This is a genomic window from Arthrospira sp. PCC 8006, from assembly GCF_046480465.1.
Classification (GTDB): domain Bacteria; phylum Cyanobacteriota; class Cyanobacteriia; order Cyanobacteriales; family Microcoleaceae; genus Limnospira; species Limnospira platensis.
Map to the genome: position 1 here is coordinate 1 of NZ_PKGG01000069.1, position 23,646 is coordinate 23,646.

Consider the following 23,646-nt stretch of genomic DNA (forward strand, 5'->3'; position numbering starts at 1 on the left):
AGGTTCCAACTCAATTATGGGTTCAGGTTCCGACTCAATTATCGGTTCAGGTTCCGACTCAATTATCGGTTCCGCAATGGGTGGGAGAGAATTATCAGAAGTTGGCGGCTGAGGCTTGGTTTGATATTCAAAGACAAATTCGGGTCCATCCTCACTAAGTTTAATGCGATCGCCTGCTTCGAGGGGATGATTTACCGCCATACGCGCACCATTAATAAAAGTGCCATTGACACTATTAAGATCCTCAATTTCCCACAGTTCCACAGAACCTTCTAATACTGGCTTAATTTTAGCGTGATACCGCGATACCATTGTATATTGCAGAGAATCAACTACAATCTGAGCATCTTTACCACGACCCAAAACAACTTCTTTAGCCGTCGATAAATCATACTGAAACACAGGATGATCTGGTTGTTTATCACCGGGAATACACAATTTAATGACAGCACATTTGTTTAGGTTAGATTCAGACATATCGACTCATCCAATCAACTATTATAATAATTTGGAGGGGGTTATGCACCATATAGGGTGTCCACTCCCTGATTAAGTTAAGTTATCTGAATATATTATGATCGATTTTGCCTGCCTCGTCAATTCTAAAAAAAACCTAAATTTTTCGCCCAAAACTCGATAAATATGGTAATGAAACAAACCCGCCCTGATTTATATAAAAAATTGTAACGTAATTGTGGGCATCTCACTGTTAGTTAGCATATAATAAAAGCACGGCAATTTTCTCAACCCATCCCCATCATTAAATTGGCAGGACGTTAGTATGGCAGATATTGCAACCATTGAAGATTTAATCGAACAGAATGAGGCGAGAACCCAAGCCTTATCTGAGGAAGTAGATCGAGCCATGATCAGTGTAACTCAGGTTGAGCAGTTTCTGACAGCGATCGATAATAACTTAACCGTCGCTGGCGACACCGCGAAGGCTCAATTTGAAACGATGCTCGCTGCTCTCAACAGCACCGACGAAGCCATAGAGAGTGAACTAGAAACGGCGAAAGAAAACCTAACCAGTCTCCAGGAAAAAATTACCCAAGTTGATGAAAAAGTCGAATCTACTTTAACGGAGATTAAAGCTAAGTTAGATGAGTTAAAAAGCCACGCCGCCGAGATATTATCAGATTTAGAGTCGGAGGCGGAGTCAACCAATTCGGGGTTATTGGAACTTTCCCAACAGGTGCAAACATCAGAGGCGGAAACCCAGACCCAAAGTGAAACTGCTAAGTCTAATGTGGAGGGATTTCGCAATAAAATCGAACAATTGCAGGAGGGTTTTAATAGTCAGAAAAACAGCCTTTTTGAGCAATTCGAGGCTTTACAAGGTGAAATTCAGACAAAAATCGAACAAATTGCCTCGGATTTTGAGACATTGCGATCGGAAAGCAGTAACCAGACATCCGAGATGGAAAATGCCTTAGATACGGCTTCCGAAGATGCTATCAATACGATAACTAATAAATTTGTTGATGAGGCGAAAAGTCAGCTTTTAGGAAGTGCAGAATCTCTGAGTGAGGCTCTCAGTGCTTTGGGAGAAGCGGGGGAGAAATCCGAGGAAATGTTAGAGGGACAATTGGGGGATATTATCGATAACATTAATGATGTGGTGGACGCGGTGCGACCAGTTTTAGATGTGTTGTCAAGAGTTAGAGATTTATTAGGTTAATTTGAGGGAGTTAAGACGATGGCGATCGCTGAAGATTTTGGTCAATCATTAGAAGAATCGGCTGAGAATTTAACCAACTTGTTAAATGTCTTAGATCAAGCCTATGATCAACTTGATCAACTCTGTGAACAATTTGAAGGGGAGAGTGACGACCTGGAAGAAACCCCAGAAGTTGTGGAAACCTCATTTTCTAATTTGGTGGAAACCTTAGAAACTGAAGAGTCTAATGTTACCTCGGCTCAAGAGGAGTTAATTTCCGCCTTAGAAGAACTCCTACAAAGTATTTCTGATGCTGAAGGTAGCCTAGATGAAACCTCAGCTAATATCGAAGAAAATTACAGCACATTTGAATCGGAGTTAGATAATGATCTAGCTGAAATGGATGGGGGTATGGATGAAACCAAATCCACATTTGAGGAACTCAAAGACAGCTTCGAGCAACTAACAGAAGCGATAAATCAAGCCATGGAAACCACTATAGGGGTGTTTGAAACTTTGGGTGATGCGATATCAGATCTTGAGGAAAGAGTGACAACGACTCAGGAAGAAACAGAAGGAGATTTTGAGGGTTTAGTTACTGAAATATCCGATACTCATAGGGACTCGTTAGAATCATTATTGGGAGACTTTAGCCAAGTTTTGGCTCAGGATAAGTTATCGGAAATCACGGATAATTTTAGTAATTTTAAGGGGGTTTTGACTGATGTATATAACACCCTAGGTAGCCAAGCGGCTGAAGTAGCCGATAATCTTCAAGAAAGGGGAAGCGCAATTTTTGAGAATGTCAAAGATTATGCTGAGGACTCCCTCAAGGACAATTTAGAGGATTCCTTTAAAGATGCTATTGATGATGTGGTCTCAGATATGATTCAAGAGGTAGGAGAAAATATGGTGATGATGAAAGTGGGAGCGACGGTTACTTCATCACTGACTCCGATTTTGCCGCAAATTGTAGCGGCTAAGGTAGCCACCGGAACTATCAAACAAGTTTTGAGTTTGGGAGGCATTTTATCTTGAGTTTGACGGTTGAATGCTGCTTGTACTTATTCAGATATTAAGGGGAAGTGACAATGGAAGAAGTTTATAATTCTTTGGCTCAAATGTCTTCGGTAGCACCGGATAAATTAAATAGTTTAATTGGGGGAGCTACAGAAATTAAAGATGCGGTGCGTGTCCTAGAGTCTAATGTTGAAGAAAAACAGGGTTTGATTGAGGCTTTGATGGAGCAAATAGCTGATGCTTTAAATGAATTTCAGCAGGAGGTTGGGGAACAACAAACGGAAGTAGAAAGTGAGGTGGAGGAAACTAATAATATTGCGGAAACTTGGCAAGAAATAATCGGTGAGGCTCAACAACAATTAAGCTCGGAAATGCAGACGGCTCAGGAAAAATTAATTGCTCTGAAAGAGGAGTTAGAGTCGGGTAATGATGAGATTAATAATGCGGGAGAAGAAGCACAAAATAGCCTGACTGAATTACAGGAAAAGTTGCAGGAGGGTCAACAGCGACTTCTGGATGCTCAAGAAAACCTGAGTGATGCTGTTCAAGTTTTGCGAGATAAAATTGAGGCGGCAAAAAATAGCGCTCAGGAACAGGTAGAAGAGTTAAATGATCAGGTGAATGAGGCTGAGGATGAGGTGAGCGATCGCCTGGAAGAAATGGGTAATAGTTTTACGGAAATTCAGGGACAATTTGAAACTAAAATCGGTGAAATTACCAGTGATATTATTGAGTCAAAAATTGATGAATTACTGGATGAGTTACAGGAGAAAATCGAAACGGAGTTAAAAGATTTGACTGATTCTGCGGTGTCTGAGGTGAGAGGAACCCTTGACAACATGATGGATAAACTCAGGGGTGCTAAAGATGATGCGGCTAGTCATAGACAGGTAATTAGTCCCCTGATTGAACAGTTAGAGGACTTTATTCAACCTATGGAACTTTTAGTAGACTCGGTGCGAAGTTTAGCGAGTAAAGTTGGGGTTTCTTTTGGTTAAGTAACCCTAGATAGATGGAAATTACCCAAATTTGAGATTATGGAAATCAGGAGTTAGAAATGACTTTAGAACAAGCAGCGAATGAAGTGGTTTTAAAAATGACTCAATTTTTAGAAAAAATTGACTTGGAAGAAGACCATATTGATAATTCTCGCCAACAGTTAGAAGCCATAACGGAAGAAGTGGAAACTGACTGGTCAAGCCTACAAGAACGCGCTGAGGAACTGTTGGAAAAAATAGCGACGGGGAGGGAAGAGTTGGCGGCGGAACGGGAAGCGGTTACTAATCAACTTGGGGAATTACAGTCAAAAATTGAAGCCGGACAGGAAGAAATCAATCAAGAATTAGAAGAGACTCAAACGGCTTTATCGGATTTTTATAACCGAGTTGAAGCTGTTACGCCAGAGTTGGTTGAGGTGATTAACCAGGTGGGAGAATCGTTTATTTCCCTCAAGGAAAAGGCGGGGGAACTGAGTACAGAACAGGAACAAAACTTATCGGAAACTCAAGAGTTTATAGCTGAAGAGGTGAAAAGCGATATCGAAACTCACCAGTCAGAAATTGAGGAACGGAGTGGCGATTTTGAAACTTTTATCGGGACAACTATTCCTGAACTGAAAGATGTGTTGAGCGAATTTACGCAACAGGTTAATGAAATTGTTGAGGGGGTAACAGACAAGGTACAAAACTTACAGGAAGTGGCGGAAAAAACGGCTGAAGATACAATTGAGGAAATTACGGAATCTCAACAGGGTAGAATTGAGGAGTTGTTGGATGCTGCTAACCGTTTAAAGGATATGATGGAACAAATTAGTAATATCATCGACCAAACCAGTGATACGGTGGTGACGACTAAAGATACTATGGTTGATGCAGCAGATACTACTAGCACCGGTTTAAATGCGGCGCTCGGTATTTTTGATGACCTCAAAAGTATTTTAGGAGGGATTTTGTAATTATTGATAACTGCTGCTGATGACTGGGTGAAATGATGGTTAAATATTGGCGATCGCCATTAGGGTACACTCCCAGACTAACCGAGGTTGAACGTAAGCCAGCAGATGTTTTTTAGCTTGTTCTAACTGGTGAAGTAATCCGGGAATTGGCGGTAAGCTATTGTTACCATTAACCCCATGATTATGGTATTGTTCCCAATAGGAATGTTGCAGATAATCCACTAACCATAACTGAGCCTGAGTATCAAGAGAACGGCTAATTTCTGCTGCTAATTCGAGAGATTCTCGTAAACTTTGGGGAGGTTTTTTGACTTTGGCTAATAGTTCGGGTGAAATAGTTTGTAATTGTTCCCAACAGGCGATCGCTTGTCCGGGACTCCCTTGGGCCATTGCTATGATGTCAGGATGACGGCAAATTTCACCATAGCCGGTTTGATTTAATATCTGAATTATATCAGTATTTGATAGCCGAAAAAAGGGGATTTTTGCACAGCGAGAGACCAAGGTTGATAGCAAAGAATCTACGCTGGGAGCAATTAAAATTAACACGGATTTACCCGGTTCTTCTAGGGTTTTTAATAAACCATTAGCCGCTCCCTCAGCCATAGTTTCCGCCGCCTCTAAAACCACGACAGACCGCAGAGACTCCAAAGCCGGACGGCTGACAAACTGACTAATTTCTCGCACCTGTTCCAGGCGAATTTGTGGCGGTGCGCGACGTTTGAGACCAGCGGCGGCGGCTTCGGCTGCTGAGAGCAATTTTCCTTGGTGCAAATAGGTGGGTTCTACCCAAAGTAAATCAGGATGATTTCTCATCTCAACTCGATGTTTAATAGATTGTTTATGTGCGTCCTCCTCGGATGAATTTACGAGATTTTTGCGAGTCGGCTGTAATAATAATTCGATAAAAAATCGAGCTGCTAAACTACGACCTACTCCGGGTATTCCGACGAATAAATAAGCCGGAGCGATCCGATTTTGGGCAATTACTCGGCTGAGAAGTTCGACAGCTTGAGCCTGTCCAATTAAATCGCTAAAGGCATCCATCATTATTTGAGATTAACCCCCATTCTAGGAGTTTTTGATTGAGTATATTTTGGATTTGTTGAGTCACACGATCGCGATCGCCATTTCCATCAATAGGGACAATGCGCTGGGGATACATTTTGGCTAGAGTCGCAAATCCCTCAGCAACGCGATAGTGAAATTCTAGATCAGCCTGTTCAATGCGATCGGCTTTTTTTCTAGCCTTAATCCGGGTGAGTCCTGCTTCTACAGGAACATTTAACCACAGAGTCAAATCCGGGACAAGACCCCCAGTCGCGATCTGGTTAATTTGGTGAATTTGCTGTAAATCGAGTCCCCGACCATATCCCTGATAAGCTAGGGTAGAGTCGGTAAAGCGATCGCATAAAATCATCGTCCCCTGGTCTAACAGAGGTTTAATCAGAGTTTCGATATGTTGTGCGCGGTCTGCGGCATATAATAATAACTCACTGCGATCGCTCAGAGGTTCGTTGATCTCATGGTGAAGCAGTAAATCCCGCAAATGCTGACCTAATTGGGTTCCTCCGGGTTCCCGCGTCACCTGAACCCCCGGTTGGTGGAGTTTCCCCCCGGGGGAATGGTTTAAGGACAGGCGATCGGCTAACCACGGCTGAATTTGCTGTATTTGCGTAGTTTTGCCGCATCCTTCTATACCTTCAAATACAATTAGTTTTCCTGCCATTTCTGTATTTACAACCTCCCTAGATCTGATTCAGTCATCGCATATTATGGCAGTTTCGTTAATCAAAATCCGAAAATTTTAGCAAATCTGGTGGGGAGTTTTTACTAAGCCACACCCGAAGCGCTATAATAATCCCGGCTTAATGACTCATCTCTAGGGTTGTGTACCAGAAATGCCAGTATCTCTATCAGGGAACCATAAAAACAGTTAGTCAATATAGCACTACAGCTTGTTCACCAGTCGATTGCCCTCACCCTAAATCTGGATCCCAGAGAGGGAGAGGGACTTTGAGAGGTGATCAGATGATTTCTGAACAGGCTGTAACCTGCTTATTGGTATTAATTAAACTTGGAAATTATCGGGAGTTTTTCGATGGCTCGTTATACGGCTTTTTTTGTGATTGCTATCAATATTGAAGATGCCAGAGAAATATTAATAGATATTATGGAATCTTGCAACCTTGATCTGATTTATCAAACCCCCAGTTCACTTATTGCTAGGGAGGTGATCGGTCAAGTTTCCATATCTCAATTAGTCACCTTAGAGGTAGTATTTGATACAGCCACCTCCACAGACACAGAAATAAAAATGACTGTGGTTTTAAAAAATGAAGAATTACCCCTACAACCCGATAATCACTGTCGCCAAATGTTTGAATTGGTCAGCGAAATGATGATCAACCATCGCCAGTGGGTATTACTAGAAAGCATGACACTCTAGTCATTTTCATTTCAGTTAATTTTCACAAAAAAAAGCGCCCCCCAATTCGGGAGACGCTTTTTTTTACATACAAATTAGCTACAAATTAGCCGATGTTAGGAGCAACTAAATTGACAGGTTTAGACTCAGTAGAAGCCAAATCTAACGGGAAGTTGTGAACGTTACGTTCGTGCATAGCTTCAATGCCTAAATTAGCGCGATTAATCACATCAGCCCAAGTATTTAGGACTTTACCCTGGGAATCTAAAACCGAGTGGTTAAAATTAAACCCATTCAGGTTGAAAGCAAAACAAGCTACTGCTAAAGATGCAAACCAGATGCCAACAACAGGCCATGCACCTAAGAAAAAGTGTAAAGCGCGACTGTTGTTAAAAGAAGCATACTGGAAAATCAAACGACCAAAGTAACCGTGAGCAGCTACAATGTTATAAGTTTCTTCTTCTTGTCCAAAGCGATAACCCCGGTTTTGGCTTTCAATTTCAGTGGTTTCACGTACTAAAGAAGATGTCACCAGAGAACCGTGCATAGCTGAGAAAAGAGCGCCACCAAAGACACCAGCTACTCCCAGCATATGGAAGGGGTGCATTAAAACATTATGCTCTGCTTGCAGCACTAACATAAAGTTAAATGTGCCAGAAATCCCCAGCGGTAAACCATCAGAAAAAGAACCTTGACCGATAGAATAAACTAACAGTACCGCCGTCGCAGCAGCTACAGGAGCGCTATAAGCAACAGCAATCCAAGGACGCATTCCTAACCGATAAGACAGTTCCCACTCACGACCCATATAGCAAAAAATGCCGATTAGGAAGTGGAAAACAATCAACTGGTAGGGGCCGCCGTTATAAAGCCATTCATCAATATTTGCCGCTTCCCAGATGGGATAAAAGTGCAACCCAATCGCATTAGAACTGGGTACAACAGCCGCCGTGATGATGTTATTGCCGTACAACAGAGAACCGGAAACGGGTTCGCGGATGCCGTCAATATCCACAGGAGGTGCAGCTACAAAAGCTAACACAAAACAGATGGTGGCAGTTAGCAAGGTAGGGATCATCACAATACCAAACCAACCTACATAAAGGCGGTTATTGGTAGATGTTACCCAACCGCAAAACTGTTCCCAAATATTGAGATTTTCCCGTTGCTGTAAGGTAGTGGTCATATCAAATATGATTGCGTTATTGAGTTTTCGAGGTACATATCCGGTAGTTGTTTTTCTACCGTGTCTGTAATATCTCACACTTAACTCATATATGTCAATAGCTTTATGACTATTTAGTTATATGTTTAATCAGATAAAACTGATGATAGCTATAAGTTTTGCTTATTAATTTCCCTAAATCCCTAAACTCACGCCACTGCGTCGGATATCCCCAGTTCCTAAAATAGTCCCATCAGCATTAGTGGCGACTCCATTAACCCCACCAAAAAACATATTCCGTTCCCCCCATTGGACAATTTCGCTATGGTCCGCAAGTTGCAGATGATTAATCTCGGTTTGATTAAAACCGGGTTCGATATCAAAACGATAATTCTCCCAATGGACACGGGGACGATTAACGGCGGCGGCTAAGGACATCCCAAAATCGAGATAATTGGAGATTACTTGTAAAATGGCGGTGCGAATACGATTAGACCCGCCAGACCCGATCACCATCTCTAAACGATCGCCATCTAAAATCAAAGTAGGAGCCATCATCGAGGATAGTCGCACATTTTCCCGCCACTGGTGGAAGCCGTGGGGGTTCAAATCTTCCTCACCTAACATATTATTAATCATAATCCCCGTCCCCGGAATCATATAACCCGACCCCTCCCCGTTAGAAGTAGTAACACTAGCCGCATTCCCCTCACTATCCACAACACTAATATGAGTGGTACTCCCCCACTTATTCACGGTCTCCTGTAATTCTTGCAGATAGGGTTGTAGATGTTCTGGGGACAGGAACTCAGCAGCCATATTCTGTTCATGAAGGCGATCGTCAAACCCCTGTTTTCTCACAGTATTAGTTAATCTCATTACATCCGCTAAAATATGGAGATGCCGACAACTCCCAAACTCCAGATTAGCAACTTCAATTCCCGAAAGCAGTTCCAACCCCAAGCCAATGAGCGTTCCCCCGGAACTGGGAGGCGGATTAGTCAAAATCTGTTTTCCCCGATAACCAATTCTTAACGGTTGGCGTTCAATCACCCGATACCGTCTCAAATCCTCCTCACTTAAATAGCCACCCCCCTGATGACAATCAGCCACCAATTGCCGAGCAATTTCCCCCTGATAAAACTCCTCAAATCCCTGTTTAACCAGATATTCCAGAGTATTCGCTAGATTTTTCATAACTATTCGTTCACCAGCTTGGAGAATCGAGCCTTGGGGAGCATAAATTTCCCGACCTTCGGGGGAACTCAATAAAATTGAGGAGAGAATCTGGTTAAAAGTATAGGCTTGGAAAGTATTAATTTCTAAACCATTTCTAGCCAAATTAATCGCGGGTTCAGCCACTACCTTTAAAGGCAGTTTTCCTAGGGTCTGGTGAACCTTAAACACCCCAGCCGCCACACCCGGAACGGCCATAGAACCCAAACCAATATGAAATTCCTGAACACTGCCACCAAAATTAACATCAACCGGGTAAAAATATACTTGACTTTTTGATTGTTTAATGCTTGGTGTTTGTGTAAAGAAATCAAATAAAATATTCTGATTGGTGTGGGTGTGAGCCAACAGGAAACCTCCCCCACCTAGGGAAGTTAACCCGGGTTCAGCCACACAAGCAGCCAGCATGGACGCGACGGCTGCATCAAAAGCATTACCCCCCAGGGGGAACATTGCTAACCCAGCCAGTGCGGTTTCTTGATGGCCGGCTGCGACGACACCATTTAGTTTCTGCATATTTGAGGAACTTCTGAGCTACAAAATAATTCAAAATAATTATGCTGTGTTATAGCCTGATCCTGTTCTTATTCTTAAATAATGGGGCAGGGGTTGGCTATGTCTAAATACAACTTCCCCCATTTGAGTGAGGGGTGATTAATGCTTGTTGCTGCTTGGAGACGCGGATATATGAATTCTTGGCTCGCTTCTGTCTATAATCCCATGAGCCGGAAAGGGTTACAAACACTTTTGGTCGGTGTTTTCGCTGTGTTTGGAGTCCTTAGCGGAGTAGTCCCCGACTTGTTGTCCCCTACAGGTCGGTCAGGAACTTTCGCTAACGCACAGCAAGGCCCTAATATTACTGATGATGAAATTCGCAATTATGCCCGTGCCGTTCTACTAATTGAACCTAGACGCAAACAGGCCTATGATGAGATTAGGGGAATTGCAGGGGGTACGGTTCCAGAGGTCATCTGTAGCGATCGCCGTGGGATTAATAGCTTGAATCGAGATCTAAGGGCGATCGCTGTTAATTATTGCAATCTGGCCAAGGATTTTATTGAACAGCACAATCTTACCATTAATCGATTTAACGAGATTACTCGATTACAACAAGATAACCCACAACTGCAACGGCAAATTCAGGCTGAGTTACTTCGTCAACAGCGTAGTAACGGCAACTAATCCTATATGACTCCCCTAGATATTTTAGGGGAATTTGTGTTATTTATTTATTACTTTAACGGAGTAACAAACTACTATGAAACTACCACATCAAGGGCATTTACATCGGTTATTCATTCAGTCCACTGCCATCACTATTTTATCTGGTGTCGGACTGCTGACGGGATGGGTTCCTAGTTTAACTGCTCCATCCCTAACCGCCAGTTTTAGCACGACCGCTAGAGCGGGAAATCCTACCTTTAGCAATCAGGAGATTACCAACTACGCTCAAGCAGCGATCGCACTGGAATCGAGACGGCATCAGGCGGTTGAGGAAATTAAAAGAATTGTCGGACAAGTGCCGCGCATTGTCTGTGATGAGCCGACTAGCATTAATATGCTACCTGGAAATGCTCCCCAAATTGCGGTTAGCTACTGTGACCAAGCCAAACGCATTATTGAAAGCAAAGGATTAACTGTTAGTCGCTTTAATGAAATCACCCGCCATCAACAATCTGATAGCCGATTTAGAGAGCGCATTCAAGCAGAAATTCTCCGAATTATGCAATCTCCTGATGCACGGTAGTTAGCAATTGGGGATTCTGCGACTGTGTTGTATTATCCCCGTCAACAACTGATTGGCGATCGCATAAATTCCCTTCCATTTATCTCGGCGGATTTTGCGTAAATAAAACCAAGTCCCTTGATAAAAATCTACCAAACGCCGGCCGCGATACTCTTTTTGAATGCCACCCGGATCGAGTCGGATACCCTCAAGGTTATAGTTATTTCGGTTTAAAGGGTTGAGTTTAGTCAACCCTTCTTTATAGGCAAATTCTCGATATCTTAAACCTTGGCGATTACATAACCTGGATTTCTCATCATCAATCCACTCACTCACCACCCAATTTTGACTCGCAAATAAAAACTCAGCCATATCTTTTGTTACCCCACAATATTTTAAACGAATCCCCACCGGAATTTCACCCCAGGGACCATGAACCCATATAAAATCTGGGTCAAAAAATGCTTTAAATGCTATGGGTTCCTCGCCATTGATGGTGATTTTTGCGACTCTACCCACCATCCCACAACCGATAATTTTCGCAGTTATATTTATCGGATTTTCCGAGTATTTATCAAGACAATTTAGGTAAAAATTAACAGTAAAATTAGGGGTGGTAATCAGCCGGACATAAATTGCCAAGCCATCCAGAAACGCCCTAATTTCGGATACCCCCAATCCTCTATCCGGGTCTAAATAAGAGGCGATCGGTTCCCCAAAGTATAACTTATTGGTACCTGTTTTTAGACAAAACTCCTGGCAGAGCTGATAAAATATATAGGGTGAAATTAATTCAGTTTGTGCCCGAACTATGATCGACTCTAACATCCCCTGATGACAGTTCAAAATGCCCACTCTCCCCTTTAATAATTCCTGGTTAAATACAGGGTAAGCTATATTTCTGAGTGAACTTCTGTTAACAAATGTCCACTACATTGATTTTATGAAAAATATCATTCGGGTTTTCCTGACCCTAACTCTGTGTAGCCTATTTCCCCTAAATGCGATCGCCGGAACCGTCCTCGAAGACATCAGAAGAACAGGCATTCTCAAAGCCGGAGTTAGACAAGATGCCGCCCCTTTGGGTTATCTGTCTCCAGACACCGGAGAATGGGAAGGGTACTGTATCCAACTCATGGAACTTCTAGCGAGTCGCCTCACCCAACAACTACAACTTAATCAACCCGTCCAAGTTCAACTGGTACAGTCCACCCTGGACAATCGGGAATCTATCGTCGCTGATGGAACCGTCCACCTAGAATGTGGCCCCAACACTGTCACCCGCACCCCCCCACCAGGCATGGTCTATTCCGATCGCTTTATCGCCACAGGAAATCACCTATTAGTTGCCGCAGATAATCAAACCTTAATCAACCCAGATGGTGCCATGGAAAACATCATTATTGGTGTACTTCCTAACACCCTTACCCAGGGATTTATCAGCAGTCGTTATTCCCTAGCTCAAATCGTACAATATCATGGCACATCAGGCCGCGCCGATGCCGTGCGTGATGTTCTTAATCGGGAAATCAACGCCTTTGCTAGTGATGGTTTATTGCTAGTTGGGGAAGTGTTGCGTCAACCAGATATTAACCCTCAAGACTATGCCATAATTCCCCAAGAACCCCTCACCTGTGAGTTCTACGGCATGATCGTACCGGAAGGAGACATCGCTTGGTTAAATACCATCAACTCATTGATTTTAGTTGAGGAAACCCTGGAAATTCTCCAAAGTCTCTATGGTCGCGACTCCGCCTATGTCGCCACCACACAAGCGGCTTTACAAAAGTGTACCCGTTAGCATAGAAATTAGCTTTCATTAACCCCCCTCCTCACTCAGGGGAGGGTCGGGAAATGTTATTGAGCAGTTTCTGAGGTGGGAATACCTAATCGTTTCCGTAAAGACTCAGCGCGACGTTGAGCAATTTGATTATTGGGTTCTAAACTCAGAGACTTTTCGTAGGCTTCTAAAGCCTGAGAAGTCAGCTTTTTGCGTTCGTAAGCATAACCTAGATTATTGCAAGCTGTCGCATATTCAGGAGTCAGCTTTAATGCTTCCTTATAATTACGAATGGCGATATCATATTCTTCCTTAGCAAAGTGAGCATAACCCAAGGCATTATAAATCATGGCTATGTTCTCAGGTGGCTCCTGTTCCTCTACTGCTTTGAGAGCTTTTTGTAAAACAGCGATCGCCTGAGAATACAAGTTTTTATCATTATAAATACAGCCTAATTTATAATATTCCTGAGCTGTTCCTTGACCCTGAGAGAGCTGCTGTTGCAATTGTGACATCTTACTCTCAACTTCGCGAGTTCGGAAAATCTGACGCACAATAAAAAAGCCAGAACCAGACAAAAAAACCAGCAGTAATACCAGATAAACAACTGCGAGATTACTATCCATTTTTAATTTTAAATTACCAATTTCATCTGACCTTGAAGAAGGATAGAATTGTCTCCATCCTTCGTTCAAAGTGTACCAATTGAAAATCCCCTAGGATTGAGCTTGAGCAGCTTTAGCGACCACTTTTTCAAACGTATCTGGGTCAAGCACTGCCATTTCCGCCAGCATCTTGCGATTGATTTCAATGTCGGCTTTTTTCAAATTCCCCATGAGTTGGCTATAACTGATGCCGTGGACTCTAGCAGCAGCATTAATCCGGGTAATCCACAGACGGCGGAAGTCGCGCTTGCGTTTTTTTCTATCCCGGTAAGCGTTACGCAGCGCCTGCATAACCCGCTGATTAGCAATTCGGAAATTTTTAGATTGAGAGCCGCGAAATCCTTTCGCAAGTTTGAGAATTTTTTTGCGACGTTTACGGGCAACATTACCACGTTTAACTCGTGTCATTGTTGTTTTTCCTTAAAATTGAGTTGATCGAACTATAGCGTTACAAATACGGCATCATCAGACGCACGTTTTCAGCATCGCGTTCATCGACAATAGCCGTTTTTGACAAACGGCGCTTGCGAGTTGCACTTTTGTGTTGTAGCAGGTGACTCTTAAAAGCCTTGCGGCGTGCGAGTTTCCCGCTTCCCGTTACCTTAAAGCGCCTAGCTGCTGATTTACGAGTTTTGAGTTTGGGCATGAAATGGCTGGAATTCGACACAAGCTATGATTATAGCATTTGCTGGGATTGATGAGTAGATAAATCGATTAATTAGTTTGCTGGTGTTTATGGTGATGCACCTCAACCACGGTGTGAACATTACCTCTGGGGTTAAAGTCGCCTTTGATGTGAACTGACAGGGGGTCACAGGCGGCAACAAAGTCATCAAGGATCTGGTTAACTGATTCCTCATGGGATATGTAGCGATCGCGATAACTGTTAATATAGAGCTTGATGGACTTTAACTCTACCACGGACTGATCCGGCACATAGGTTAAATCAATGGTGGCAAAATCTGGATATCCCGAAAACGGACACTTACAAGTAAACTCTGGTAAGACTATGTGAATTTGATAGCTGCGTCCGGGTCGGGGATTGGGGAAGGTAATTAACTGCCCCTCGCTAATCTCTCTCTCTCCATATCTGGGTTCTGTATTAGTAACCGATTCAGTCTCAGAAGGTTTTACCTGGGAGTTACTCATAATTTATATCAACAATAAACAACCAATTGCGATCGCCCGTAGATTTCCTTGACTAAATGCCCCGTGATTGGTCTAATAGCAATATCATCAAGGCGATCGTCGTTCAACTAATCCCGTTGATCATACCCCAAAGTTTATCCATAACAGCCATGTCAAATCCTATACCAAATTCTACAGCCTCTAACCCCACCCCACCCGAAGGCGGAAATAGTAGTAGTTATTCACCCTCAGTCCCCATATCCCTATATCGAGAGGTAACAGCCGAATTACAAGGTTCTCAAAACCTAATCAATTCCCTGAGAACCCAAAACCAACAACTTCTCGAAGAAAATCAAAATTTGCGCCAAGAACTTAATAATGTAGTCCAGGCTGCTAATCAATTCTATTTAGCCGTTGAATCGGTGCAAGGGAAAAGCCAGCCATTATCAGCAGTTCCCCCTGTCAATCCTAGCTTTAATGTTAATCCCGTCTCGCCGCCACCGAACTTTTATGAACAGCCCAGAACCGAGATTCCACAACCAGATGTAGTCTTTCCCCCAAATAGCGACGCGCCGGACACTCCACCGCCCCAATTTACTGAGGAACCAGAAGGCCGACTGCGACCGTCATCAGGACCTGATAGAGGTGAATTAAGTGGGATCTGGCTAATTGTTTCCATCGCCCTAATTGTAGTAGCCGCCTTTGGTATGGGCTATTGGGTAGTTCGTCCCCTGTTGCAGCAACAAGGGCGCTAATCGTTGATGAACCCGACAATCAGACCCAAATCAGACCAAAATTCCACGATCGCAGATGACTAAAGATCGTGGAATTTTCTAGGGGGCGATCGCCTAACGACCTGCAAAACTGTTTTCTGCCAAAGCCGTCAAATTAGTCGCCGGTGAGGTTTCACTAACTGAAGAAGTATCGACACTGACTGAAGGTTCAAAACCGCGCTCAAACTCACGTCTATTGACCTGACCGGCTTGCAATGCAGTTTCCAAATGTTCAGCAGCTTTGCGAGGATTACCACGGCCACAGAAAAACAGATCAGCCGCAAAATAGCCATACTCAGGCCAGGTGTGAATAGCAATATGCGATTCAGCCAAGGTGGCTGTTGCCGTCACCCCGTGGGGGCTAAATTGATGCACACAAAAGTCAATCAACGTCGCCTCTCCTGCGGTAACTGCATCGAGTATAGCAGTGCGGATACGTTCGGGGTCATTCAAAAGATCTGCAGGACAGTGCCAAGCGTCAATGACCAGATGGGTTCCCAATTGTTTCATTCTGCGCGGTTTTACCTCCACCCTTAAATGGTCTCAAACTTTTTCAGTCTATCACATCAGTTAAATTGCGATCGCACCATTACAAAATAGAGGTAAAATCTCGCGACTGAAGGCTTCGGCGGCTTTAGATTGATACCGATTAGGATTAACAATTACTGATAACATCCGTTTAACCGTTACTGAATCAATGGTGGCCCGATGCAGCATCCCCATTTGTAGCTCTTTTTCAATAGCCGAAGTAGACACAAAAGCGGCTCCCAGTCCCGCTTGCACAGTATTTTTAATAGCCTCAATCGAGTTAAGTTCCATTTCAATCCGTAAGCGACGCGGATCAATATCATAGCGACTGAGGACTTGATCAATCACCTTGCGAATAGTCGATTGAGCATCTAGGGCGATAAACTTGAGGTTATACAGGTCTTCCTTTTGAATAAAGTCTTTTTCAGCCAAGGGGTGAAACACAGGCAAAACTAGGGCTAGTTCATCCTCAATATAAGGTTGAACGCTGAGACAGTCCTGCAATTCTGGCGGGATCTCACCGCCAATGATGGCTAAGTCAATTTGTCCGTTAGCAACACTCCAAGCCGTGCGACGGGTAGAGTGGACATGGAGTTGCACAGCTACATCTGGGTATTTTCGCCGAAACATCCCAATCATCCCCGGTAGGAGATAGGTTCCGGTAGTCTGGGAAGCACCAACAATTAGGGTTCCCCCTTGTAGGTTTTGTAAGTCTTCGATCGCACGACAGGTTTCTTGACATAGGGAAAGGATCTTTTCCCCATAACTAATCAGTAAATGTCCAGCCTCGGTAAGTTTAGCCCGGCGACCAGCGCGATCGAACAGCGGAACATCTAATTGTCGCTCTAAATTCTGTACTTGTAGGCTGATCGCAGGTTGGGAGACATAGAGACTATCGGCGGCTCTTTTAAAACTCCCTTCAGAGGCGATCGCCTTCAGAATTCGTAATTGATCCAGGGTGAACGGAACGTCTGACATCACTAAGTAAAATTGCTATTTGATGTGCTAATGTGGTGGAAGTCTAACCCCTAGTCCAGACTACAAGGGCATCTGTTCTGAGGTAGGTTCGTTAGCCAACCCAGCAGAAATATCTAAATTTTCCGGTGGGAGTTGTGTACTAGAGAAATTCGGTAAAATCTCCTTTATGAATACAGATGCGGCTTTAGATCTATAGCGTAATGGGTTATAAATCACTGATAACATCCGTTTGATAGTGACTCGATCAATTTTAGGAATTTGCAATACTCCCATTTGTAACTCTTTCTCAATGGCGGATGTGGAAACGAAAGCCACCCCTAGACCTGACTGCACCGCATTTTTGATCGCTTCAATAGAACTTAGTTCCATTTCGATTTTGAGGCGACTGGTATCAATCCCAGACCGACTCAATACCTGGTCAATCACTTTGCGGATAGTCGATTGAGCATCAAGACTGATAAACTGCAAGTCGTATAAATCATCATGTTCGATAATCTCCTGTCCGGCGAGGGGATGGGAAACCGACATGATCAGAGCTAGTTCATCTTCTGCGAAGGGAACCACCTCTAATGATTGCGCCAATTCCGGGGAGATCTCCCCCCCCACGATCGCCAAATCAATTTGTCCGTTAACCACACTCCAAGCCGTGCGACGGGTAGAGTGAACATGAAGTTGTACCGACACATCGGGATATTTTGAGCGAAACATCCCAATCATCCGAGGTAGCAAATAGGTTCCCGTAGTTTGGGAAGCACCGACAATTAGCGTCCCTCCTTGCAGGTTTTGTAAGTCTTCGATCGCACGACAGGTTTCCTGACACAGGGAAAGGACTTTTTCCCCATAACTCAGTAATAGATGACCCGCTTCTGTCAGTTGGGCGCGACGACCTCCTCGATCAAATAAGGGTACATTTAATTGGCGTTCTAGGTTCTGCACCTGCAAACTCACTGCTGGTTGGGATACATATAAGCGATCGGCCGCTCGCTTAAAACTTCCCTCGGAAGCGATCGCTTGCAGAATGCGTAACTGATCTAAAGTGAATGGAAGATCGGACATGGTGTTAACCTCATCGGCAGACAAAAGATCCGAGAATAGCTATGTGAGGATCGTCTTCTTTGAGCATACTGCGAGATGATCTGTATTGGAGTTAACTTTATTATCCGTTGGAGAAGTCAAAATGTCTGATCAATGGCTCAGTCTTAGCCATTTCGTGATGGTGGGGTTACTGCTATGCTTTGCGATCGCCCATAGTGGTCTAGCTGCCCTCCGACCTGTTGTCGAACAGGTTATCGGTCCCCGGTTATATCGCATTTTTTTCGCTCTGGTCAGTTTATCCCTGGCGGTCGTCTTGATTATCTACTTCTTTAATCACCGCTATGATGGCCTACAACTCTGGCAACTCCAGGGTGTACCCGCCCTTAAACCTATCGTTTGGGTTCTCTCGGCTATCTCCTTTGTGTTTTTATACCCCTCTACTTTCAATCTACTCGAAATTGCTGCGATCGCTAAACCACAAGTCCATCTTCATCAAACTGGCATTATCCGTATTACCCGACATCCCCAAATGGTTGGACAAGTCATCTGGTGTATTGCCCATACCCTATGGATTGGTACCACCTTTACCCTCGTGACCTCCATTGGTTTAGTTTTACATCACCTCTTTGGAGTTTGGCATGGCGATCGGCGTTTACAAGCCCGTTTTGGCCAATCCTTTGAAACCCTCAAATCCCAAACCTCCGTAATTCCCTTTTTGGCAATTATTCAGGGACGGCAAACCCTAGTTATACAGGAATTTCTCCGTCCCGCTTATCTCGGTGTTGGCATTTTCATTATCCTACTTTGGCAAGCTCATCCTCTATTAATTCGTGTCACAAGTAACGTAGGCTGGTAGCATGATCCCAGGGATATAAAATGTTCGTTAATAAAATTTAGAGCCATCATGCTTTTATCGGTCAGTGAGCAGCAATTTTCTAAAGAGGTCTTGAGTGCTTCTACACCTATTCTCGTTAAGTTCTGGGCTCCCTGGTGCGGCCTGTGTAAACTTATTGTCCCTCAACTGGAACAGTTCCAGACCCAGTGGACAGGTCAGGTTCAGGTATTGGGTATTAATGCTGACCAGAATTTAAAGCTGGCCAGTACCTATCGACTTCAGAATCTACCCACCTTAATTCTCTTTCATCAAGGAGAACCACTCTACCGCATTGAACACTTACTAGGACGTGAAGACCTACTCAAGACCCTCAACGGTTTCATGCTTAACTACCAACATGACTGCTACACCCGTCCTTTGAAAACCCCTGAATATCTCCATTTCGAAGCCTAATGGGGTTGTCAAAATCTACAATATGTCGCGACAAATTTAACCGGGTTTCTTATACATGGCTATCGGAAATCCGGTTTTTTCTTAAAATTACCTTTTTTTGAGGATGAGATTAAAGGATAATTTGCCTTCCTGATTCAATCATTGTTATGTTAAAAAATATGCGGTTCCCCAAAACTTTATCCGGTTTTAGCCTCTTATTTTTCCTGACTTCCTGCCACAATGTCAATAATTTATCATCGAATTTATCCCCTGTAGCCCCATCAATTGCACCCCCCACTCACCCAGAAACACCAGTTACATGGGAACTAAAAACCGTTAATCACCCCGGCGGCTATTTCTGTTCTAATGGTGAGATGGCTTCAGGACCTCTCACCCAAAACATGATTAATAAATGTCTCCAATGGGGCGGCGGTTCCGCTTGTTTCAATAACCAATGGTCGGAAACATTATTTCGCCAAGCATACGGAAATAATACCTGTCCAGATGGTTCTCATCTTAATGCCATTACTGGTTATTGTATGGAAGGAAACGACTCTTTGGGACCCTTTCCTCAAGATTTAATTACTGCTTGTCAACAACAAGGTGGCGGTAATTCCTGCTTATCTAATCGTTGGGATTCACAGTTTCTATTAAGTTTAATTGCTCAAGCAGGTTTGATTAATCTCCCTAGTCGCCCTCCTCAATTTGTCCTGCTGGCTTTTGACGGTTCCCGTTCTCTGGAAGCATGGCAAAAATCTCGCCATTTTGCTAAACAAATGGCAGCTAAAAATATTCCCCTCCGTTTTACTTATTTTATCAGTGCTGTGTATTTTGTCAATACTGGCGATCGCCTACTTTATCACCCACCTGGCCGTCACCGGGTCGGCCATTCTGCGATCGGTTGGGGAGGAACCCCAGAAGAAGTTAAACAACGCCTAGAACAGCTAAATTTAGCCTATCAAGAAGGTCATGAGATTGCATCCCATGCAGTAGGTCATTTTGATGGTAGTCGCTGGACTGAGGCGGACTGGACGCGAGAATTTAACTATTTTGATAAGTTTATTTTTGAAGCCTACCAAATTAATAACCTAGAAGGTCGTCTCGCCTTTGATAAAACCGCCATCCAAGGATTTCGCGCCCCCGAATTGGGTCAGGGTCCTGGTTTATATCAAACCCTACAAAAAAAAGGATTTCGTTATGATACCAGTAAAGTGGCTCAATCTAACTACTGGCCGCAAAAACCAAACGGCATCTGGAATTTCCCCCTCGCTAGTTTAACTACCGCTAAAACCCGTAAAAATGTCTTGTCAATGGACTATAATTTCTATTATGCTCATTCTCAAGCCAAGCCGAACCCTGCTAATGCTCAATTCTACGAAGAAGATACTTTCCAAACCTATCTAAACTATTTTCAGGCTAACTATACAGGAAATCGCGCCCCTATCCATATTGGTCATCATTTTTCCGCCTGGAATAATGGCGCTTATTGGAATGCTATGTTCCGCTTTGCTGAAGCCGTTTGTGGTCAGCCAGAAGTTAAATGTATCACCTATCGAGAATTGGCGGATTTTATGGATTTACTCACCCCAGAACAAATTGCTACCTATCAAAAAGGTGACTTTCCCAAATTGTCTGCTAAGGAGTCAGTTAACACGGATTTAATATCTGATGATTTATCGGGTTTGGGGGTTAATAATCCTCAATTTGCTGCCGATGATTTTTGCGGCACAGTAGCAGTATCTCACCCTAACCGAAGATAATATAACCCCCTCTGGGGTGGGGGCTTTACCCTAGCCCATTAACTGAGTAAACCCCGACCATTTTGGTGAAACTCTTGTACAGTTTGATTTGAGAGTTCATGGGTGGTTAAAGATTGCAGAATATCCCAGGGGAGAGTGAGGTGATAAGCACCAGCTTTGAGGGTGGCGACGGCTTCCTCTGGGGACTTGATGCTGGCGGCGAGAATTTTGGTTTCACTTCCGGCGAGAATTTCGGCCATATCTTTAACTAGGGTGATTCCATCTCCTAAAAATCGGGTGGCGCGGTTTACATAGGCGATCGCATATTTTGCCCCCGCTTCTTTAGCCACAGCCGCTTGAGATGCACTATAAATCCCCGTCACAGAACAGGCAATTTTAGGGGATATATGAGCCACTACTTGAAAGCCTAAGCTAGTGGCTGGAACTTTTAAAACTGTTTGTTCTCCCAAAATATTATAAGCTGCCCAAGCCTCCTCAAGCATACTATCAAAATCTAAGGCAGTTAACTGATAGTAAATCTCCCCCCGGAATAGTTGTTTAAGTGCTTTTAAAGTTGCTTGTGGGGATAGGTCACTTTTAGCCAGTAAAGTGGGATTAGTGGTAACTCCTTTCACCCAACCCAATTGACTAGCTGCTTCAGCTTCCGACACAATAGCAGAATCCAGATATAAAGCCATGATTTCTGTTTAATAATTTAACCGATTACCAATTTTGACTAAGACTGTCCCACAATATCTATGAAAATTACCACAATGGCAAGTGGCGATCGCCATATTTTTCCCTAGCTACATTTTTGCGCCTGCATCAAGCTACCCACCTATACCCTTAGCCTAGATGTTAAGCCCCTTTCATTTGGCCGGTCTGACTGGCAGAATAATCAAAATTGCCATCATAGCACCGTGATAGCGCCTAAAGCCGCGCCCGTCGCTTTTCCACACTGCTGGCTCAGAGACCGGGCTACTCATCTACCAAACTTTTCTGGTGTTCACTGGCAGAGTTGGGGTAAGTAGAGACCAGATCTTGGTATGATGGAAATTGCACAGGCGGTAGAGATAGCCGAATAGGCTGGATCGATTACTGCCCGACAGTGGCAGAAAAAGTCTGTGTTGGCGGAGAACATTCCCTAGATATTTGGCGATCGATCAATTTAGTTTCAAGTCCCTTGCCTGATAGTCCCTCAAAATGAGATGATCTCAGATGCAGTCTGAGGGCGATTCCAGAGCAATTCTGAAAATAGAACCATTATCATCTGGTTTCTCTACTCCGGCACTCACACTTTAGAGCGAGTATATAGAAAAACACAACTATGGCTGTTGCAACCCAATCACTTGAACAACTCTGCATTAACTCAATTCGTTTTTTAGCTATTGATGCAGTAGAGAAAGCGAACTCAGGCCACCCCGGACTTCCTATGGGTGCGGCTCCGATGGCCTTTGTACTCTGGGATCGCTTTATGCGTTATAACCCCAAAAACCCTAAATGGTTCAACCGCGATCGCTTTGTGCTATCGGCAGGTCATGGCTGTATGCTACATTATGCCCTTCTGCATCTGGCCGGCTATGATAGCGTCAGCATCGATGATATTAAACAGTTTCGTCAGTGGGGGTCGAAAACTCCAGGACACCCAGAAAATCACGTCACCGAAGGGGTGGAAGTGACTACCGGCCCCCTAGGACAAGGTATTGCTAACGCTGTGGGTCTGGCTTTGGCTGAGGCTCATCTGGCGGCGCGTTTTAACAAGCCTGATTGTACTGTGGTAGACCACTATACCTATGCCATCCTAGGGGATGGCTGCAACATGGAAGGTATTTCTGGAGAGGCTTGTTCTTTGGCCGGACACTGGGGCCTCGGTAAGCTGATCGCCTTCTATGACGATAACCATATTTCTATTGATGGATCTACGGATATATCGTTTACCGAAGATGTGTGCAAGCGCTTTGAAGCCTATGGCTGGCACGTTCAGCACGTTGCTGATGGTAATACAGATTTGGAAGCGATCGCTACCGCCATTGAGAAAGCAAAGGCGGTCACTGATAAGCCTTCCTTGATTAAAGTTACCACCACCATCGGTTTTGGTTCTCCTAACAAAGCTAACAGCCATGACGTTCATGGTGCCGCTTTGGGTAAAGCAGAAGTACAGGCTACCCGTGATCATCTGGGTTGGAGTTATCCTGAATTTGTGATTCCTGATGATGCAATTAAGCATTTCCGCAAAGCAGTCGAGCGGGGTGCGAATTATGAGGATGAGTGGAAAGCAGCTTTTGAAACCTACAAATCTAAGTATCCTGAAGAGGCGGCGACTCTGGAACGCTTGCTGAGTGGGAAACTTCCCCAAGGATGGGAAAAATCTCTGCCTACCTATACGCCGGAAACTAAGGCTGATGCGACCCGTAACCAGTCCGGTGCTACTCTAAATGCGATCGCTGGAGTCCTTCCCGAATTGGTTGGCGGTTCTGCTGATTTGGCTCCCTCTAATAAGACTTTACTCAAAGGTTTGGGAGATTTCCAAAAGGGTCAATACCAAAATCGTAACCTCCGGTTTG

General features: G+C 43.9%; 27 protein-coding genes. 13 read left to right on the forward strand and 14 right to left on the reverse strand.

Annotated features, from left to right (window positions below; all coding sequences use genetic code 11):
• A partial coding sequence (locus tag B9T16_RS12355) for an FHA domain-containing protein (RefSeq protein WP_410244895.1) occupies window positions 1-477 on the reverse strand: 477 nt, incomplete at its 3' end.
• 304 nt (window positions 478-781) lie between these two features.
• On the opposite strand from B9T16_RS12355, the gene B9T16_RS12360 reads away from it, so the two are divergent.
• Genes B9T16_RS12360 through B9T16_RS12375 form a run of 4 tightly spaced genes read left to right on the forward strand, consistent with a single transcriptional unit; the run spans window position 782 to window position 4,634 of the window.
• On the forward strand, window positions 782-1,681 hold the full coding sequence (locus tag B9T16_RS12360; RefSeq protein WP_006616769.1) for a hypothetical protein: 900 nt from the start codon (window positions 782-784) through the stop codon (window positions 1,679-1,681).
• 18 nt (window positions 1,682-1,699) lie between these two features.
• A complete protein-coding gene (locus B9T16_RS12365; RefSeq protein ID WP_006616768.1) occupies window positions 1,700-2,698 on the forward strand; it encodes a hypothetical protein in 999 nt (332 codons plus the stop codon).
• Window positions 2,699-2,751: 53 nt separating this feature from the next.
• Window positions 2,752-3,678 carry a hypothetical protein gene (locus tag B9T16_RS12370; protein ID WP_006616767.1) on the forward strand — a complete coding sequence of 309 codons (927 nt, stop codon included), beginning with the start codon at window positions 2,752-2,754 and terminating at the stop codon, window positions 3,676-3,678.
• A 59-nt stretch (window positions 3,679-3,737) separates the two neighbouring features.
• The gene (locus tag B9T16_RS12375) at window positions 3,738-4,634 is read left to right on the forward strand and encodes a hypothetical protein (protein WP_006616766.1); all 897 of its coding nucleotides are present in this window, start codon (window positions 3,738-3,740) and stop codon (window positions 4,632-4,634) included.
• A 39-nt stretch (window positions 4,635-4,673) separates the two neighbouring features.
• On the opposite strand, the gene B9T16_RS12380 is transcribed toward B9T16_RS12375, so the two are convergent.
• Window positions 4,674-5,681: a DNA polymerase III subunit delta' gene (locus B9T16_RS12380; protein WP_035736820.1), complete on the reverse strand. Its 1,008-nt coding sequence runs from the start codon at window positions 5,679-5,681 to the stop codon at window positions 4,674-4,676.
• Entirely contained in the window at window positions 5,668-6,363 is a 696-nt protein-coding gene (gene tmk, locus B9T16_RS12385) for a dTMP kinase (RefSeq protein WP_006616764.1), read from the reverse strand. Before tmk ends, B9T16_RS12380 begins: the two co-directional genes overlap by 14 nt.
• A gap of 372 nt (window positions 6,364-6,735) precedes the next feature.
• Here tmk and B9T16_RS12390 point away from each other — a divergent pair, with 372 nt between their 5' ends.
• Window positions 6,736-7,083 (forward strand): hypothetical protein, encoded by a 348-nt coding sequence (locus B9T16_RS12390; RefSeq protein WP_006617378.1) that lies wholly within the window; start codon window positions 6,736-6,738, stop codon window positions 7,081-7,083.
• Between the two features lie 85 nt (window positions 7,084-7,168).
• Here B9T16_RS12390 and psbA read toward each other — a convergent pair whose 3' ends face one another.
• Together psbA and ggt are read right to left on the reverse strand one after the other, a co-directional pair.
• The gene (gene psbA / locus B9T16_RS12395) at window positions 7,169-8,248 is read right to left on the reverse strand and encodes a photosystem II q(b) protein (protein ID WP_006617377.1); all 1,080 of its coding nucleotides are present in this window, start codon (window positions 8,246-8,248) and stop codon (window positions 7,169-7,171) included.
• A gap of 174 nt (window positions 8,249-8,422) precedes the next feature.
• Window positions 8,423-9,979 (reverse strand): gamma-glutamyltransferase, encoded by a 1,557-nt coding sequence (ggt, locus tag B9T16_RS12400; RefSeq protein ID WP_006617376.1) that lies wholly within the window; start codon window positions 9,977-9,979, stop codon window positions 8,423-8,425.
• Window positions 9,980-10,150: 171 nt separating this feature from the next.
• On the opposite strand from ggt, the gene B9T16_RS12405 reads away from it, so the two are divergent.
• Window positions 10,151-10,645 (forward strand): DUF4168 domain-containing protein, encoded by a 495-nt coding sequence (locus tag B9T16_RS12405; protein ID WP_006617375.1) that lies wholly within the window; start codon window positions 10,151-10,153, stop codon window positions 10,643-10,645.
• 76 nt (window positions 10,646-10,721) lie between these two features.
• Window positions 10,722-11,210: a DUF4168 domain-containing protein gene (locus B9T16_RS12410; protein WP_014277167.1), complete on the forward strand. Its 489-nt coding sequence runs from the start codon at window positions 10,722-10,724 to the stop codon at window positions 11,208-11,210.
• Here the strand turns inward: B9T16_RS12410 and B9T16_RS12415 are convergent, their stop codons facing one another.
• Complete coding sequence (locus B9T16_RS12415) at window positions 11,211-12,017, reverse strand: hypothetical protein (RefSeq protein ID WP_410244222.1); 807 nt, start codon at window positions 12,015-12,017, stop codon at window positions 11,211-11,213.
• 115 nt (window positions 12,018-12,132) lie between these two features.
• On the opposite strand from B9T16_RS12415, the gene B9T16_RS12420 reads away from it, so the two are divergent.
• Window positions 12,133-12,990 (forward strand): transporter substrate-binding domain-containing protein, encoded by an 858-nt coding sequence (locus tag B9T16_RS12420; protein WP_410244223.1) that lies wholly within the window; start codon window positions 12,133-12,135, stop codon window positions 12,988-12,990.
• A gap of 56 nt (window positions 12,991-13,046) precedes the next feature.
• Here B9T16_RS12420 and B9T16_RS12425 read toward each other — a convergent pair whose 3' ends face one another.
• The 4 genes from B9T16_RS12425 to queF all read right to left on the reverse strand — a co-directional run bounded on the left by B9T16_RS12425 (window position 13,047) and on the right by queF (window position 14,783).
• Window positions 13,047-13,595: a tetratricopeptide repeat protein gene (locus B9T16_RS12425; RefSeq protein WP_014277170.1), complete on the reverse strand. Its 549-nt coding sequence runs from the start codon at window positions 13,593-13,595 to the stop codon at window positions 13,047-13,049.
• Window positions 13,596-13,685: 90 nt separating this feature from the next.
• Window positions 13,686-14,042, reverse strand: coding sequence for a 50S ribosomal protein L20 (gene rplT, locus B9T16_RS12430; protein WP_006617370.1), 357 nt, complete (start codon window positions 14,040-14,042; stop codon window positions 13,686-13,688).
• Window positions 14,043-14,082: 40 nt separating this feature from the next.
• The gene (gene rpmI / locus B9T16_RS12435) at window positions 14,083-14,280 is read right to left on the reverse strand and encodes a 50S ribosomal protein L35 (RefSeq protein WP_006617369.1); all 198 of its coding nucleotides are present in this window, start codon (window positions 14,278-14,280) and stop codon (window positions 14,083-14,085) included.
• A gap of 68 nt (window positions 14,281-14,348) precedes the next feature.
• Entirely contained in the window at window positions 14,349-14,783 is a 435-nt protein-coding gene (queF, locus tag B9T16_RS12440) for a preQ(1) synthase (protein WP_006617368.1), read from the reverse strand.
• Between the two features lie 149 nt (window positions 14,784-14,932).
• Here queF and B9T16_RS12445 point away from each other — a divergent pair, with 149 nt between their 5' ends.
• Window positions 14,933-15,517 carry a hypothetical protein gene (locus B9T16_RS12445; protein ID WP_035736840.1) on the forward strand — a complete coding sequence of 195 codons (585 nt, stop codon included), beginning with the start codon at window positions 14,933-14,935 and terminating at the stop codon, window positions 15,515-15,517.
• Window positions 15,518-15,610: 93 nt separating this feature from the next.
• Here the strand turns inward: B9T16_RS12445 and speD are convergent, their stop codons facing one another.
• From speD to B9T16_RS12460, 3 genes are read right to left on the reverse strand one after another with little or no spacing between them, the layout of a single operon-like run.
• Complete coding sequence (gene speD, locus B9T16_RS12450; RefSeq protein ID WP_006617366.1) at window positions 15,611-16,045, reverse strand: adenosylmethionine decarboxylase; 435 nt, start codon at window positions 16,043-16,045, stop codon at window positions 15,611-15,613.
• Window positions 16,046-16,105: 60 nt separating this feature from the next.
• Window positions 16,106-17,041 carry a LysR family transcriptional regulator gene (locus tag B9T16_RS12455; RefSeq protein WP_410244896.1) on the reverse strand — a complete coding sequence of 312 codons (936 nt, stop codon included), beginning with the start codon at window positions 17,039-17,041 and terminating at the stop codon, window positions 16,106-16,108.
• Window positions 17,042-17,101: 60 nt separating this feature from the next.
• Window positions 17,102-18,097: a LysR family transcriptional regulator gene (locus tag B9T16_RS12460; protein ID WP_062945709.1), complete on the reverse strand. Its 996-nt coding sequence runs from the start codon at window positions 18,095-18,097 to the stop codon at window positions 17,102-17,104.
• A gap of 121 nt (window positions 18,098-18,218) precedes the next feature.
• Here B9T16_RS12460 and B9T16_RS12465 point away from each other — a divergent pair, with 121 nt between their 5' ends.
• The 3 genes from B9T16_RS12465 (at window position 18,219) to B9T16_RS12475 (ending at window position 21,103) form a co-directional block, all read left to right on the forward strand.
• Complete coding sequence (locus B9T16_RS12465) at window positions 18,219-18,932, forward strand: NnrU family protein (RefSeq protein ID WP_006619823.1); 714 nt, start codon at window positions 18,219-18,221, stop codon at window positions 18,930-18,932.
• Window positions 18,933-18,980: 48 nt separating this feature from the next.
• The gene (locus tag B9T16_RS12470; protein WP_410244897.1) at window positions 18,981-19,364 is read left to right on the forward strand and encodes a thioredoxin family protein; all 384 of its coding nucleotides are present in this window, start codon (window positions 18,981-18,983) and stop codon (window positions 19,362-19,364) included.
• A 146-nt stretch (window positions 19,365-19,510) separates the two neighbouring features.
• Window positions 19,511-21,103 carry a polysaccharide deacetylase family protein gene (locus B9T16_RS12475; RefSeq protein WP_006619821.1) on the forward strand — a complete coding sequence of 531 codons (1,593 nt, stop codon included), beginning with the start codon at window positions 19,511-19,513 and terminating at the stop codon, window positions 21,101-21,103.
• 38 nt (window positions 21,104-21,141) lie between these two features.
• Here the strand turns inward: B9T16_RS12475 and B9T16_RS12480 are convergent, their stop codons facing one another.
• Window positions 21,142-21,780, reverse strand: a complete 639-nt coding sequence (locus B9T16_RS12480) for a transaldolase family protein (RefSeq protein ID WP_006619820.1) — start codon at window positions 21,778-21,780, stop codon at window positions 21,142-21,144.
• A gap of 629 nt (window positions 21,781-22,409) precedes the next feature.
• Here B9T16_RS12480 and B9T16_RS12485 point away from each other — a divergent pair.
• A partial coding sequence (locus B9T16_RS12485) for a transketolase family protein (protein WP_410244898.1) occupies window positions 22,410-23,646 on the forward strand: 1,237 nt, incomplete at its 3' end.